The sequence below is a fragment of the Chthonomonas sp. genome (assembly GCF_035294505.1).
Classification (GTDB): Bacteria; Armatimonadota; Chthonomonadetes; order Chthonomonadales; family Chthonomonadaceae; genus Chthonomonas.
Window position 1 is genome coordinate 15,391 of record NZ_DATGKU010000256.1, and the last position, 15,601, is coordinate 30,991.

Here is a 15,601-nt window from a genome sequence, read left to right on the forward strand (position 1 = left end):
GATATATTCATGTGGTTATGAGTGGCCATTTTCACGGTTCAAGGGAAAGCGATAGAGCGTGAATTTGGGCTGCCCATAGAGCGCGCTATGAGACCAATTAAACCAGTTGGTATGATTGGTGCATTGAACAAAATAGCAGTTGGGACCTTGGAAAAGGAGTTGGCTCGTTGTATGCGTATTGATTTGGAAAAGTAGTTCAAAACTGGCAGGTTGGGGCATATAGCGCCATATACGTGTCGCACCTAGTGTGTTAGATTGAGCCATGTAAAGGTCGGAGCCGTAAACGTAGAGCTGTAGAGGGGCATTGCCAACAGCCGGTAACTCCTCCAGTACATGTATCGGTTTGCCGGACAGATTCGTATAGACGATGCGATAATGATCGGGAAAGGTAGAGTTGTTCCACAGTGCAAATATATTTTGAACCCAATAAAAGTTGCCTTGGTATACCACAGGGGGGTATTGGCTATTGTAGTTATCAATTTGTCCTATGGCTTTCCCCTTGTGATCAAAAAGACAAAGGGTGTTACGAAAAATAGGGATACGGCTTGCAGTACGTTGAATAACCGTTCGAGTTTGGTGAGTAGGCCATTCCTGTAAAATGCAGATGTAGGGCGACAAGCAAAATATCTGGCGAGCATTTGGAATATTTTGTACCAATTCATCCACTTTCCGGCTGGGCAGGTTCATACGCATGAGAGCGAATCGATGTTTTGCAGCGGGTGCTTGTGATGTTAACCAATAGATGGCATGGTCAGTTGCTGCGACAGGATAAAGCTGTTCATGGCTTAAGGAGATAATCGGATTAAAATTCGATAGTAGTAATTCTATTTTACCATTTTGAAGCGAGATCGCGATGATTTTTGCGGACGGACAAGTAGGCGTTGTTGCGGGGAAGTGGAGCGCATACAGCATGTTATTTCCAGAATATATTGGGGTAACATTGCCCTGTAGTGTCGCGAGTGTTTGGAGCTTAGACTGTTTCAATGTGAGACAATGGATAAGAAACTTACCTGGGCTACTTAGGTCGGCAGTATAGACGGCACTGGGCAGCACCGCTAGGACCAAACTATCTGGTAGATTTGTAACGGCTTGTAACGGTGTCTGCCGAGCAGCTTTTCTGATGATTAGAAAAAGCAGAACTACTGTGCTCAAGACGAGAACACCGTGAGAGAGGGAACGATGGCTCTCCTTCATCTCTGTCCTCGTTGGTGGGTGTATACTCGGGGATCGGGTCGGATGGCATCTCCCTCACGCAGCCAATAGAAGCGGTCTACCGCTAGGGGGCCGTGAATAATCTGACGCTGGCCACTGAGCCATCGGATTTCAATTGTTTCTACTCTGGTCGCGGCGCCTAGTCCAAAGAAAAGACGTTTATCGCTGCTTGAAGCGTAGCTGCTACTAAGACGACATTCGGCAAAATAGCGTTTGCCTGAGGCGGTTACCCACACCAGCGAGCCGGCTCCATCTCGATTCGTGCGTGTGCCCTCCAGCCGCAATGTAATCCAGTGATTCGTGTCTTTGCTTTCGTTGTGAAAGAGCTGGGCAGGAGCATTGTGGTTATTTACCAAGATGTCTAACTTGCCATCGTTATCATAGTCGCCCACGGCGAGACCACGAGTGACCATTGGAACGTCGAGATCGTCTACTCCCTGAGTGACGAGCTCGAACGTTCCATTCCCTAAATTATGAAATAGTTGTTTAGGTTCGGCATAGGTAACCCCGGGCGCACGATCGGCAATGAGAGGGTCAATATGACCATTGCCTACTATTAAGTCTTTCCATCCATCGCGGTCATAATCAATGAACTCGACGCCAAAAGCAAGGGTGTTGAGGGTTGCCGATCCAATGCCGGATTGATAGGTTGCATCCTCGAAATAGCCCAAAGAAGTGGCACGATATACCGAATTGGGTTGGCCGGAAAAATTGGTAACAACGAGACTCTCCCAGCCTTCATTCGTGTAATCTCCCACAGCAATGCCCATGCCGGACAGAATGCGTCCATCCGTTCCTGCAGCTACCCCTGCTTGTAGGGCGACATTGCGGAAACGGCCGTTTCCTTCATTGTGAAGGAGAACGTTCGGCATGAGATCGTTAGCGATATAGATATCTTCCCGTCCGTCGTGATCGTAGTCTAGCCAAACGACACCAAGCCCTCGGCATTGAAGTGCATCGAGACCGGCTTGCTTGGTTACATCGGTAAAAGTGCCATCCCCGTTATTGTGATATAGCGTGGGTGTTTCTGTGGTATAGACCTCAGGAGAGCAGTAATCACGGCGACCCTTATCGTCTTTGCAGACAATATCGGTAGAGGGGGTCCAAGGCACATAATGAAGCACGATAAGGTCAAGATTGCCATCATTATCGTAGTCACCGAAGGCTGCGGAGGTGGCCCAGCGATTTTTACCGCGTTCACCTACACCGGCGCGTTCCGTGACATCCTGGAAACCTCCTTTGCGATTGTTTTGCAGCAGAAAGCATCCATTGTAGCCGGTGATGAAGATATCTGGATAGCCGTCGTTATCGAAGTCTCCTACGGCAACGCCCTGAGCATAGCCTTGGTCAAAATCAAGCCCGGCCTCTAAGCTAACATCGGTAAAGGTTCCATCTCCGTTGTTGCGATAGAGGGCACAGCGAGGTCGTGGCCCTGAGCTGGACTGTCCAGGTGGTGTGCCCGACTGTACTAGGAAGATGTCAAGAAGTCCGTCGTTGTTATAGTCCAAAAAGGCGCAGCCGCCAGGGGTTGTCTCAATAAAGGCGAATTTTCCACGGGCCCCGTTGGTTTCGATAAAATGTATGCCGACCTGCGACGCAACATTCCGAAAGAGTAGGTTCTGTTTAACCGGGCGCACTGGATCGCTGTCGGAGAGAGGATGTTGATCGTTTAAAGAGAGCGTTCGGCAGCCGGTGAGAGTAGCAAGAAGGCCGAGAAAAAGATCGCGACGGCTAAGTATGTGCTTCATAAGGAAGTACCTGAATAGGCCTGCGTTTTGCGTTGCAGGGATAGGGCTTGGGAAAGGGCCTTTTGAATTTCAGGATCATGTGGTTTCAAATTATCGGCTGTACGGAGAAAGAGCAGTGCCGCCTTTGGCTCGTTGCGTTGAATTTCGAGACGGCCCAGCTGAAGGAGGAGAGGCACATTTTGCCGATCGGTAGAGTAGCGTCGTAGCAGGGAGGTCTCTTCTGCTTGTAACATGCTTTCACGCTGATATTCAGCGAGGGTTGTCTTGGCATCCTTTTTATCACCCAGCATGAGCTGGGCTTGTGCGAGGGTGTAGAGGGCGGCGATGTAATGGGGCTTTTCCCGAATCGCTTTTTGGAGGTAGGGAAGAGCCACCTTTAGACGATGTTCGTTAAAATAGAGACGGCCGAGTTCAAAGTTCGCTTCGGGGTAGTAAGGGTTCAAGAGCAATGCCTTCAGGAGATACTGTTCGGCCTGTTGTTGGCTTGAAGGGGCCGCAGAGCGGCGCGCATAGATATAGCCTAACCAGTAATAAGGTTCGGGATGTACTTTGGTCAGTTGCAAAATATGCAGCAGCACCTGTTGAGCTTGATTATAGTCGCCTGTGAGTGCTAAAACTTTGGCGTAAGTGAGTTGTATCTGTGGGTCGTTGGAATAGGCCCGCGAGGCGACATGAAGGTGTTGAATGGCAGATAGCGCATCATTACGCTTTGCGGCCAAGATGCCGAGGCACAGATGGGCACGTGGGCAGTTGGGGTCTAATTTTAGCTCATGCTGCGCGTCGCGCTCTGCCGACACCTCCAGGCCGACGAGGGCTTCTGCTTCGGCAAGGCGACACCAAGCATGTTTTGCTGTGGGCATAAGCTCAAGGTATTTATGCCAAAAATCTATAGCTACAAGATTATTATTTTCGCGCATAGCCATTTCCGCTAAAGCACGATAGGGGGGTGGATAGCGAGGATCTCGACGAATCGCGACTAGGTAAGCCCGTTGTGCCTGTGGCATCATCCCGATCTCTTCGAGGTTGCGGCCTCGTTGATATTCAAACGCAGCAGATGAAGGTCGTAATTCAAGCCATATGCCAAACAATAAACCCACCATGCCCGCTATAAGCAGAATATAGCGGGCATGGATAACGAATTTATGCGGCATAGATGCCGTACGCATCGCAACTACTTATAGAGTGGGCAAAGATTAGCATCGGTATCGCCCGTTTGTTGACCCCAGTCACCCGAGGCGATTTCGCGCCCGAAACTATTATACTGAGGTCCACCTGCGGGGCCTTTGGGTAGAAAGACAGCTGCAAACTTCTCCGCCTTTACATGCCCATCGAAGAATGCCCAGTTGCCCATACCGCCATTCGGCTTTACTTGTGTCGGATCGTTGCTCCCAGGATTGATTGAACCGCGATGCTGGAAGAAGCCTGTGCCCCACTGGCAAGCAGGAGGGTTATTGATATGGGCGACCCAGTCACCGAGGTCATTATCTTGCCAGAGCGATTCGAGCATCATGACTTCTTCGGCGGGATGGTCCAGGGAAGCCATTTTGGGTCCAGTTTGATCGTATATCAGAACTCCATTGGAGGCATAGGAGGTCATGAAGTTCTTGTCGTTTTCCTCGGTAGGAATATTACGATTCGGATTCGATGGGCACTGCCATATCTGATAGTTTTTAATGTAGGGGAAGGTGACCGTTTTGTAGCCGATAATATGGCCATTAACCGGATCTCCATCTACATTACCGGGCAGACGAACGATGCGGCTGCCGGGAAACGTCTCATCGTAGTCCTGTGCGTACATCTCCATGCCCAAGGCGATCTGCTTGAGGTTGGATAGACAGGTTGCTATACGGGCCGACTCACGGGCCTGTGCAAACACAGGAAACAGGATGGCTGCCAAAATCGCTATAATAGCGATGACGACAAGCAGCTCTATGAGTGTAAATGCAGACGATTTTCTTAACACTTTTAAACCTCCTTCTAGAAATTAAGCGTTGTATTTAAATGTGTTGTAAATCTCTTCATCCTAACGAGAGAAGCCTCATGACAAAGATTTTCTTATTGACCACCTCCTCCCATATGCGCATAAGGTGAATTCGAGATGGAGGCACTATTTCCGTTCTCCATCATCTGATAAGTTGAACGTGCTTGAGGGGGCAGCTGCGGTTTTTGGGGTTTTTGCCACATGAAACTACTCCAGCGGATGCCCCAGTAGGCAAGCAGAAGAGCTATGACAAGGAACGCTATAGCGAAACCCAACCTCTTCTTCTGTACTTCATCCATAGCCTGCTTTCTCCTTTGACGAATTAAATGTATATGTCTAGATAGCTTTTATTTTGTGTCCTGACCGTGGGGGGAGGAGACCTCATTATTTAGAGAAGATGACCTCTTCTCTTTAGGAACTTTGGTAGGGGATACAGAAGCTTTCTGTTTTGGCGAAGAGGCGGATTGCTGTTGTGGTGAAGGGCCTGGACGTGCCGAATTATGGAGCGGAATTCCGCCTAAGGGGGCTTCTGTGGCCCGATAAAGTATGAGTGCAGCGACACCAATTGCAATAATAACGATAACGATGGCTAGTAGCGGATTCACCTGTGTTTTCATTTGTGTGAATCTCCCGAAGTTAAAGAGCGAAGACGTGCTTGGTAGAGTTGTGCAGTTTCATGATCACCAGCATCCTGGTATATCTCGACTGCAGCTTTCAGGGCTAGCGGATTTGTCGGTGCTGTTTGTAGTACGGAGTTCATGATCGTAACTGCCTTTTTATGATTCCCCATCTCCGCCTCAGTTTGGGCTAAGGCGATAGCGGTGGCAATATCGTTAGGCCGTGCTACCACGCGCTTGAGAAGCGTGTTGTAGCGAGCCGTAAGGTTACTTATACGCAGATATTGTTGAAGCATAGCGCTTGCCTTTGAACGGTCGCCAAGGTTGCGGTAGGCAGTGGCGAGGTTATAGGCACATTCCGCAGAGTGATCGCCTTGGAGCCAAGCCTTATGGAGCACAGCGATCGCTTTTTGGTTATTCCCACTTAGGAGATAGAGACGTCCCAGTTCCTCTTGAGCGTCGGTACGAGATGGATCGAGTTGTTGGAGTTTTTCAAAGGCTTGGATGGCCGTTTGAAGGTTCGATGGAGTCGGTGATCGACGAGCATAGTCCCACCCAAGCACGTAATAGGCTGTCGGATAGTTAGGATTGCGTTTAATAACGCCGCGAATAGTGCTTGCTGCACCGTCGAGATCGGCATCATCGAGCTGGGCTTGCGCTAAAGAGGTCGCGATCTTTACATCGTTTGGTGCCAATGCTGCGGCTCGACTCAGCTCTGAAATTGCCTCTTTGTGATCCTGTTGATTGCCGTAGGCGATGCCGAGTAGAGCATGCGCTCGTGGGCAATCGGGTTCCACGCTCACCGCTTTGCGAGCGGTTTCGAACAACTTCTGTTCCTGTCCGGTTAGCGCGTAGGCCTCGGCAAGATAGCAGAGTACATGGGGCGTGGTAGGGGCAAGGGCGTAAAGATGACTTAAGAGAGGGATGGCTTGTTCAGGATGCCCCGTTTGGAGGTAGAGGTGGGATAAGAGTTGATAGGCTTCGGGGCGCATTGGATTTTGGATAAGAGCCTGTAACCAGGCATGTTCCGCGTCGGCTAGACGCTGTTGATGCAATGCGTCGATCCCACTGTTGATGGTCTTAAAGTAGCGCCGGTTAGCGAGGTAACCAGTTTCTAAGCGAATCGCTGCAAGGAGCAGGATAAGAAAACCTCCTACGAGCAGCGCTCTTGTCGCCGGTGTGGGCGCTTTTCTATGTCCTAACCGAATCGAGACCATCTCAAAATTTCGCTCTCGGCGGAAGTATGCCTGTATGGACACTCAAACGGATTCGTATCTTTTTCTATATGTCAATATTATAACCTACCTTCCTTTAATTTGTCAACTGTAGCCCATAGAAAGCGGCGCAGAAGAAAGAAAATCATTTGCTCTGGCTGGTGATAGTCTAGACGTTCTCTGGATAAAGAACCCTTGTCCAGAATGAATAGTTAGCGATACTGGTGGCTCTGGACAGGGTTCCTGTGGCAAGAGCGTATTTCACTGTAGCCGAATAGTCACATGCGCGCCGGGCTTTGCCAGCGTAAACTTGGTGGTTTGAACCTTGCCGTTTGCCGTAACGGTAACTGTGTAGTCGCCCAAGAAGCCGCGTGTAGTGCAGAGGCCTTTGGCATTCGTTTGAAGCTGCTCATCGGTCCACCAACGATGAAACACCATATCCTCCCAAGCCTTACCAACCGGACGCAGCTGCCAATCTCTGGAGAAGAGGGCTGCTTGAGGAATCCAATGGGCTCCTGCCCAAAAGCCCCACATCACTATTCCAGAGACGGCCGGATGGCTGAAGGCCGCAGTGAGAAAGTCGCGCATGTACTGCGCTTGAACCTGCGGATTGGGGAGGTTGATGTCTAACTCGGTAACCTCGATGGGCAGACCGAACTTGGCAAAGCGGTCAAGAATTTGCAGGATGCGAGTTGGCGGTGTAAGGGGAGTGCCAAAATGGCACTGCACTCCAATCCCCTGGAGGGGAGCATGGTGATCGAGCAGATATTGAATGATCTCTGCATAGCGGTTCTGATGGTTAATGTCAGTCCCTCCGGCAGCTAGGATGTTGTAGTCGTTGACGAACAGACGCGTAGTTGGATCTACCTCATGGGCAAGTTGATACCAATGCACAACGGCATCTAGGCCACCAAGGGCATCGTAAACCTCATGGTTGTCTACCGGCTCGTTCACTACATCCCACTCAACGCATTGGCCTTTGAGGGCACCTAACTCGTCGCGGATATGGTCGTCTATGGCTTGGGCAAGCGCTTTTGGATCGTCTCGGAGTGCGGTCACCGAAGGGGGCATCCAGCGCCATGTGGGCCAAACGAGATTGTGGCCACGTACCGCGATATGATGGTCGTTCAGCCACTGAACCGCCTTGGGGCCGGTCTGACGGTCGAATGCCCACCACTGCCATTTCAGTTGGTTTTCTATGGTGGCGCGATTGAAGAGCTTGAGGATCAGCTGCCGATACTTCTCGTCGTCCGGGGTATTGCCTAAAAGGTCTACGGCATTAACGGCGCTGCCGAACGGAAAGGCATGTCGTAGCATGGCAACATGTACATGGGCACCGGATATGGGCTTGCCGGCGGAATCGAGCACCTCTATGGTGATGGGCGCCATGCGGATTTGGCGAATGCGGGCCTCGGCCTCTTTACGCCAAGCGGCGTTTGGCTCATCCCCCTCGTAATGAATAGGGGTGGTAGGGAGTTCGTCTATGGAGACGTGGGAGCCGTAATCGAGCAGTTCAATGCCGCCAATAAGGATCGTTTGCGGATCGTAGCCAAGGCGGAAACAGACGCGCGCTTCTCCTGGAGCATAGTCCTCTACGGCCTGGAAAGGAAGGGTGAACTTTTGCCATTGTTCTCCACAATGGACCTCAAACTCTGCCGACTTTGTATAGGGAGCGCCAGCTCTCTCAAAGACGAACTCGGTTCGAGCTTTGCGTGCATTGAGAGAACGGGCGTAAAAGATGCCCAACAGAACATCCCCTTTATGCACAGGGGCGACGGTGGGGATGACGATTTGGGCGTCCCAAGGGTTTTGGGGTTTTGACAGGGTGTGCAGTTCTATGGCTTCGGTGAAGGGTTGCTTTTGCACTGAAACCACTTTCCCTTGAAGCGTGTTCAGCACACTGTTGAGCCAAGCAAGCTGTGGTGCGCCTTCCGGTAGAACGGGCGTAGAAGGCGGGAGGCCTGCGTCCGCGTGCATAACGAATGCGCCGAACAGCAGGGCAAGAGCGATTTCGAGTATTGTACGCATTGTGTTTAAATATCTCCTTTCTTTTTCCATCCTCTCTGTGCCTCAACGGCCAGCAGCAGCGCGACGCCAACGAAGAACCATCCTACGCGGTCTTCCATGCCCATAAGGCGCACGCCGCTTAGCAACACGGTGATGACCGCGACGCCGAGTGCGGTACCGAGTATGGTGGCTTGACCGCCTGTGATCGCAGTGCCGCCAAGAACGACAGCCGTAATAGCCTGTAGTTCCAGGTATTGGCCGGCATCAGGAGTGGCTGTAGCTTTTAGGGCTGTATCAATGATGGCGGCCAAACCGACGCATAGGCCACTAAGCATGTAGACCAAAAGCTCGATGTGCGCTGTGGGAACGCCGGAGAGATAGGTAGCCCGACGGTTGCCTCCGAGAGCGAGGACGCTGCGGCCAAAAGAGGTGCGCCGCAGAAGAACCCAGCAGAAAACGATGCCGATAACGCTAACCCACAAGAGAACCGGTAGGCTGGCAAAGAGCGTGTTATCGAACAGTTCGTTTAGGGAGAGAGGGATCGCGGAAATGCTCCCACCATCGTAGACCATCGTAGCTCCGGCACGCGCAGCGGCATAGCTGGCCAAAGTAACGAGGATAGACGGCATGCGGGCACGCCCGATGAGCACACCGTGCAAGGCTCCTACGAGCAAGCCCACGCCCAATGCAGCAAGGCACGCGGTGAGGGGCGAGCCGCCATGGATCAGCACGATGCCCAATACCATGCCGCTGAGGCCAAGCAGGGAACCCACAGAGAGGTCAATTCCCCCTGTGGCGATGACAAAAGTCATTCCCAGAGAGACCAACATCAGCTCGGCAGACTGTTTGGTGAGGAGACGTATATTGGCCCATGTTGCGAAGTCGGGTGCTCTCCAACTGAAGAACGCGATAATGAGCGCAAGGACGAGAGCCACTCCGGCTTCTGGCGGGAGAGAGCGCGCTTTAGACATCAGACCGTCTCCTCCTGCAGGTTCGTATTGGCGCGTCGTAGTCGTTCCAAAATAGCGGTCAGGAGGATGACACCGCCGGTGATGACTCCATACTGACTTACCGGGCGCCCAGTAAGCACGAACGCATCGCGTAACAAGGCAAGGAGCACGGCTCCTAGAGCAGCACCAATAATCGAGCCTTCTCCACCGGTAATACGGGTTCCTCCAACGACACAGGCTGCGATGGCGTCGAGTTCGGTGCCCTGTCCTACACTGGCTTGGGTGGTATTGTTGAAGGCCATGACGATGAGGCCGGCAAGACCGGCACAAAGCCCGCAAAGCAGGTAGGCGCGTCGTTTAACCTTCTCTATGGGTACGGCAGAGAGCCTAGCGGCCATCTCATTGCCACCGACGGAGAGAAGCCAGCGCCCAAAGGTGGCTCGTTGAACGAGGAAAGTAAAGAGCAGGGTAACCGCTATAAGTAGTAGCACGGGAACCCAACTGGAGCCTATGCGATTGAAGGCGTGGGGAAAGGGGCCGTAACTATGATCTCGGGTAAGAATGCCGGCTCCATGGCGGAAGATAAGAAATGTGGCCAACGTGGCGAGAATCGGTGGCATGCGCCGCCAAGTAATCAACATGCCGTTGAACCAGCCGGCACAGGCACCGGCGAAGAGGCCGACAGCAGCGGCTATCGGCCATGGCCAGCCCAACATGAGGACGGTAGCGGCAGCACAGCTGGCCAGAGCTAACGTAGAGCCGACGGAGATATCAAGCCCGGCGGTAAAGAGAGGCAATGCCTCGCCGCAAGCGAGGATGCCGATGTAGGCGGCGCTCTCACCTAGGGCTGTTAGGTTGCTTTCCGTACGAAAAGCGGGCACAAAAATGCCCATGATAAGTGTGGTAATAAGCAGCAGGAGAAGAACAGGAAGCTCCCGCGGAGCTTTCCGTGTGATAGGCATAGGCATCCTACTTAAGTTCTGTTTGCCATATTGTAACGTATTCTCATCGAATTGTCTAGAGGGCGCAATCCCATCTGTCTTGTTTGGAAGTCGTAGCTGCTGTGATCTAGAGAAAAGCAGGCTACGCGCCGATAATAGTTTGGGAAGGTGCATGTGTGATGACAAAAGGAGCTGCGTTCCAATAACCTCTCGTTCTCGCTCTACGCCACACAGCACGTTCCACATAAAGAAGAAATCGATCCGCTAGGGGCACGCTTCCGTGGCAGAAATTCTATCTCAAGAAGAGATTGAGGCGCTGTTAGCCTCGTTGTCAAGCGATGGCACGGAGACCACATCGCCTGCTGCAAGTCGAACAAGCGGTGCGAGTAGTCAGGCGAAACCTTCCTCCCCTTCGGGGCCGCTAAGACGCGATCAACGTGGACCGATCGCTTACGAAATCTACGATTTCCGCCGGCCCGATAAGTTCGCCAAAGACCAGTTACGCACGCTCCAGATGCTTCATGAGACATTCGCCCGTCTCTATGCCTCTTCTCTATCGGCCTATTTGCGGGTACCGGTGCATGTTGATCTCATTTCCGTGGAGCAGGTGCCTTATGAGGAGTATATACGCTCTCTCTCAAGCAGCATCATCAATGTGTTCAGCATGGCGCCGTTGGCCGGGCAAGCGATCTTAGAGGTAGAGCTGAATGTGATCCTCTGCATGATCGATCGCCTGCTTGGCGGGCCGGGCAGCGTGGTCAAAAGCTCCAGCGTGCTCACGGACATCGAGAAGGCGCTTACCGATTCGATCATCAATCGGGCGTTGAAAGACTTTCGGACGGCCTGGGAGGGCATTGCCCAGTTCAATCCGAAGCGGGAAACGATGGAGACCCAGGCGCAGTTCGTGCAGATCGTTCCACCAAACGACGTTGTCGTCTCCATTCTTTTCGAGGTTAAGGTGGGAGAACTGCGGGGTGCCATGTCCATCTGTATCCCCTATTTGCTGCTTAAGCCTATTACCGGCAAGCTTAGCGCCCAGAGATGGTTCTCAAGCAGCTTGCGAAAAAACGTTGGTCGCCATGCACCGGTTTTAGCGCAGCGCATAGCGAAAACCCATCTTACCTGTGTTGTGCGCCTTGGCAGCACCCAGATGACCGTGCAGCAGTTGCTCGATCTGAAAGAGGGGGATATCGTAACACTCAATCGCAAGCAGAACGAGGAGGTGGAGGTTCTGATCGGCGATAAGGTGAAGTTTCGTGCTCAGCCGGGAGTGCGCGGTAAAAAGCTCGCCATCCACATCACGCGTGTCGAGCCGGAGATGGATCAAGAAGCTCTGCTAACACATAAATCCACATCGTCTCGCCGCTCTTCCAAAATGAAAAATGCTGTTTAACGACTAGGGAGGTTATCTATGCCCGAACTTCTTCCAAAAGAGCTGGATACACTGAAAGAGCTTTTCTCAAATTTCTGCTCGGCCCTTGCGCTGAGTTTATCAGAGCAGATCAACCAGATGGTTGAGTGGGAACTTATTGCGTTCAACGAGATTCCAGTGCAGAGCCTGCTCAATCGAACGGAGACCGTTCTGTCTACCACGTTTAGTCTAAGTCAACCGTATGGTTCTGAAGCGATTCTTTGGTTTTCCGAGCGCGACGCCACGATCCTTTCCGATCTGGCGGCGGGGCACGAGGGAACCGAGCCAACGGCATTAGATGCCACCCAGTTAGAGCCTATCTCCACCACCTTGCGTGGAGTTGTGCGAGGGTTCGCCAACGCCATAAGTAATGTGCAAGGCGAAACCGTTGAGGTAGAGAGCTGTGCAACTTTGCTTGGGCCTTTGAACCTCCCTCCGGTATTTGCCCTAAGCGAGGGCGCCGTACAGGCTCAATTTTCCATTAACATCCCCGGCCTGGAAAGCCTTGATGCCACCCTGCTATTTACTCCAGACCTGGCCCGGGCTCTGCTCAACGTTGCCATCGAGGTGGAGGAGGGGGCTGGTGGAGAGGAAAGCGATCTCACAACCGTGGGGAGCGAGCCGGCAGGAGGCAGTGAAACCCTTGGCCTGGAGGGGCTTTCCCTACTTCCATCCTTTGACCCAAATCAAGACGAAGACCTTCCACGCGGCATCTCGCTATTACTCGACATACCGCTTGAGGTAACGGTGGAGTTAGGGCGCGTGCGCATGTTGATACGCGACGTGCTCGAGCTGGGAGCCGGATCGATTGTCGAGTTAGATCGCGTTGCCGGGGAACCGGTTGACCTGCTCGTCAACGGCAAGCTGATCGCCAAAGGCGAGGTGGTGGTTATTGAGGATAACTTCGGAATCCGCGTCACCGAGATTCTCAGTCCGGCGGAACGGGTAACAAGCTTAGGCAAAGCCAGTTAAGGAGGGCGAGATGAAGGGAAAGAGCACAGTAACTTCTGTTTTGATTTGTGTGGGCGGATGCATCGTTTTGGTATCGGGAGTGTTGGCGCAGCCCGCTCAAACCGGTGGGAAAGGCCACTCCAGCACACCGAGCAAAAGTTCGTCGGCCACGAAGACGACGGCTCATACTGGGGGGAACAACGGTGTGCCGAGCCATGCACACCCGCAAAAGGCAGTGGCCACTCCATCGCCAAAGCCTGTAGTGCGGGCTACAACCCCGGTAAAGGGAACCGATCCGCTCAGCCAGGCACGGCCCGATAGCCCTCCATTCGCGGATAAATCTGCCCGGCCTCTAGATAGCCCCATTAGCGCCATAAGCGATGGGGGGCGAATGCTGCTCTATCTTATTCCGATACTCGGGCTTATCGTGGGGGGAGTGGCGCTGGCGCGGAAGTTGCCACAAAATGGTCAAACAAGCCTCTCTTTCTCCTCCTCGCGTTTCAAGGCTACCGCAAAGGGTTCTGCATTTGGCCTCTTGTCGAGGCTGCAGGACAGCCTAAAAAACCCGGTGCGCTCTCAATCTATACGAAGTCTGAAGGTCATAGAGACCCTTGCGCTGGGAAATACGGCTCTGCACCTTGTAGAGGCGCGGGGGCGGTTGCTGCTCATTGGGGCGGCGCCCGCCGGAGTGACCCTTCTGAAGGAGTTTCAGGGGGCGAGTGAGGCGGATTTCGCATCCCATTTCCATGCGCTTGTTGAGGCGGCCGAGGTTCAAGATGTCGCTCTGCCAAACACCGAGATCGTGGACGAGTTAGATGAGCAGTTGCGCGAGGTCAGCTCTAAGTTGGCGCGTAGGGCGCGCCGATTGAGGACAGTGCGGGAAGTGGAGGCCGATATTGAGTAGGGTGCGAACATATCGAGGCTTTTATCAGAGGCTTGCCTTTTGCCTCGCCTTGGTAGGTTTTGGGCTGCTAGGATGCTTGGGGGCGCACGCGCAGACGAGTGGCGTGCCGGTGCCGCACTTGCAGGTGGGCATCGGAAGTTCTAAGAACCCGCAAGATGTTGCGGTAACGGTGCAGATTTTGATTCTGTTGACGGTGCTCTCCTTGGCGCCCTCCATCCTTATCATGATGACCTCTTTCACGCGGCTTATCATCGTCTTCTCGCTCTTGCGAACGGCTTTGGGGGCGCCCCAAATTCCGCCTAATCAGGTGCTGGTGGGTTTGTCGCTTTTTCTCACGCTCTTCATTATGCGTCCGACACTGCAGGCCATCAATCAGAATGCATTTCAGCCGTACCTAAAGAAGCAGATCGGTATCGAGCAGGCGATCCAGAGAGCAGAGGAGCCTTTACGCGCTTTCATGATTCGTCAGACCTATAAGAGTGATCTCTCTTTCTTTCTCAATCTCTCCCACGCCCCACGGCCGCGCACTGCAGAGGATGTGAGCCTAATAACGTTGATCCCAGCCTTTCTCACCAGCGAGTTAAAGACGGCGTTTATCATTGGGTTTTATATCTATTTGCCGTTTTTGGTGATTGATATTGTGGTGGCAAGCACCCTGATGAGTATGGGGATGATGATGTTGCCGCCGACCATTATCTCCCTACCGGCGAAGCTCCTGCTTTTTGTGCTTGCCGATGGGTGGACTTTGCTCATTGGATCGTTAGCGCACAGCTTTCATTAGGAAAGTTTCGGATTAGCTGCTTTGCCGAAGCGAGTCTGCGCTTGCACAAGCCGCAGGCTCTTTTTTTGTGCCTGGCGTACCGAAGGAGGCGAAATTTACATTGAGAAAGCAGGAACTAGAGGGCTTAGCGTGGAACTGTTATGACCGTCTATATCCCTACGGAAAAGGAGTGGTTGATGCTAAAGCATCCCGAAATTACGCAACGTCGCATTGAGCAGTTTCTGCAACGTACTTTGCGCCCGCAGCTTTGGGCAGAGAGCGTGCCGATGGAGGCCGCTGTCTATCGTCCACAGGTCGAATCGCCACGTGACTACCGTGAGATGAAGATAGACCCCTTAGCCGCGCAGCGGGCGGAGTATACACCCGTGACGCCGGGCTATCGTTGGGGGCCAATTTGGTCGGATGCCTGGTTTAGACTGCAGGGGCGGATTCCGGAGCGTTGGGGTGGCCAGGCGGTGGTTGCCCGCATTAACACGGGCACCGAGTCGATTGTTTGGGAAGGGGATAACCCCGTTCAGGGAATAGATGATCATCATGGCGAGTTGCTTGTAGCCGAGGAGGCTCGCGGAGGAGAGGAGATCACGCTTTTTGTTCAGGCTACGGGCATGAACCCTTATGTGAGCGTTAGTGGGCGACCGCGCGATCCCGACCCGGAACCGTTTACTTTTCAGTATGCCGAGTTAGCTCTTTATGACAGAGAGCTTTTTGCCGTCTACTTCGACGTCAACATCGCCTATCAGGTCATGTTGGAGCAGCCCCAGGATAGCCCTCGCTACGGGCAACTGCTTTATGTGTTAAACGAGGTGGTTAATCTGTATGAGCCTGGGGATCGTGAGACCCTGCGGGAGGCACGCAGGCGATTGGCCGAGGTTTATCAGCGCCCA

The 15,601-nt window shown here is 52.9% G+C and carries 14 protein-coding genes; 5 read left to right on the forward strand and 9 right to left on the reverse strand.

All coding sequences use genetic code 11. From position 1 onward, the window contains the following. Positions 1-15 precede the first annotated feature (15 nt). The 9 genes from VKV18_RS15270 to VKV18_RS15310 all read right to left on the reverse strand — a co-directional run bounded on the left by VKV18_RS15270 (position 16) and on the right by VKV18_RS15310 (position 10,691). Positions 16-1,194: a hypothetical protein gene (locus tag VKV18_RS15270; protein ID WP_324205043.1), complete on the reverse strand. Its 1,179-nt coding sequence runs from the start codon at positions 1,192-1,194 to the stop codon at positions 16-18. Further along, a complete protein-coding gene (locus VKV18_RS15275) occupies positions 1,191-2,960 on the reverse strand; it encodes a CRTAC1 family protein (protein ID WP_324205044.1) in 1,770 nt (589 codons plus the stop codon). The genes VKV18_RS15270 and VKV18_RS15275 overlap by 4 nt, the downstream gene beginning before the upstream one ends. Next, entirely contained in the window at positions 2,957-4,126 is a 1,170-nt protein-coding gene (locus VKV18_RS15280) for a tetratricopeptide repeat protein (protein WP_324205045.1), read from the reverse strand. The genes VKV18_RS15275 and VKV18_RS15280 overlap by 4 nt, the downstream gene beginning before the upstream one ends. A 5-nt stretch (positions 4,127-4,131) precedes the next feature. Next, positions 4,132-4,923, reverse strand: a complete 792-nt coding sequence (locus VKV18_RS15285; RefSeq protein WP_324205046.1) for a DUF1559 domain-containing protein — start codon at positions 4,921-4,923, stop codon at positions 4,132-4,134. A 92-nt stretch (positions 4,924-5,015) separates the two neighbouring features. Then, complete coding sequence (locus tag VKV18_RS15290) at positions 5,016-5,240, reverse strand: hypothetical protein (RefSeq protein WP_324205047.1); 225 nt, start codon at positions 5,238-5,240, stop codon at positions 5,016-5,018. A 314-nt stretch (positions 5,241-5,554) separates the two neighbouring features. Beyond that, a complete protein-coding gene (locus VKV18_RS15295; protein ID WP_324205048.1) occupies positions 5,555-6,775 on the reverse strand; it encodes a tetratricopeptide repeat protein in 1,221 nt (406 codons plus the stop codon). Positions 6,776-7,033: 258 nt separating this feature from the next. Then, positions 7,034-8,800 carry an endo-1,4-beta-xylanase gene (locus VKV18_RS15300; protein ID WP_324205049.1) on the reverse strand — a complete coding sequence of 589 codons (1,767 nt, stop codon included), beginning with the start codon at positions 8,798-8,800 and terminating at the stop codon, positions 7,034-7,036. 5 nt (positions 8,801-8,805) lie between these two features. Continuing rightward, complete coding sequence (locus VKV18_RS15305) at positions 8,806-9,750, reverse strand: ABC transporter permease (RefSeq protein ID WP_324205050.1); 945 nt, start codon at positions 9,748-9,750, stop codon at positions 8,806-8,808. Continuing rightward, complete coding sequence (locus VKV18_RS15310; protein ID WP_324205051.1) at positions 9,750-10,691, reverse strand: ABC transporter permease; 942 nt, start codon at positions 10,689-10,691, stop codon at positions 9,750-9,752. Before VKV18_RS15310 ends, VKV18_RS15305 begins: the two co-directional genes overlap by 1 nt. Positions 10,692-10,950: 259 nt before the next feature. Between VKV18_RS15310 and fliM the strand changes: the two genes are divergently transcribed. From fliM to VKV18_RS15335, 5 genes are all read left to right on the forward strand, one after another. Then, the gene (gene fliM / locus VKV18_RS15315; RefSeq protein WP_324205052.1) at positions 10,951-12,063 is read left to right on the forward strand and encodes a flagellar motor switch protein FliM; all 1,113 of its coding nucleotides are present in this window, start codon (positions 10,951-10,953) and stop codon (positions 12,061-12,063) included. An 18-nt stretch (positions 12,064-12,081) separates the two neighbouring features. Continuing rightward, a complete protein-coding gene (fliN, locus tag VKV18_RS15320) occupies positions 12,082-13,053 on the forward strand; it encodes a flagellar motor switch protein FliN (protein ID WP_324205053.1) in 972 nt (323 codons plus the stop codon). Positions 13,054-13,063: 10 nt separating this feature from the next. Continuing rightward, positions 13,064-13,936, forward strand: coding sequence for a flagellar biosynthetic protein FliO (locus tag VKV18_RS15325; RefSeq protein ID WP_324205054.1), 873 nt, complete (start codon positions 13,064-13,066; stop codon positions 13,934-13,936). Beyond that, positions 13,929-14,717, forward strand: a complete 789-nt coding sequence (fliP, locus tag VKV18_RS15330; RefSeq protein WP_345786430.1) for a flagellar type III secretion system pore protein FliP — start codon at positions 13,929-13,931, stop codon at positions 14,715-14,717. The genes VKV18_RS15325 and fliP overlap by 8 nt, the downstream gene beginning before the upstream one ends. Before the next feature lie 140 nt (positions 14,718-14,857). Then, on the forward strand, positions 14,858-15,601 hold a 744-nt coding region (locus tag VKV18_RS15335), incomplete at its 3' end, for a hypothetical protein (protein ID WP_324205056.1).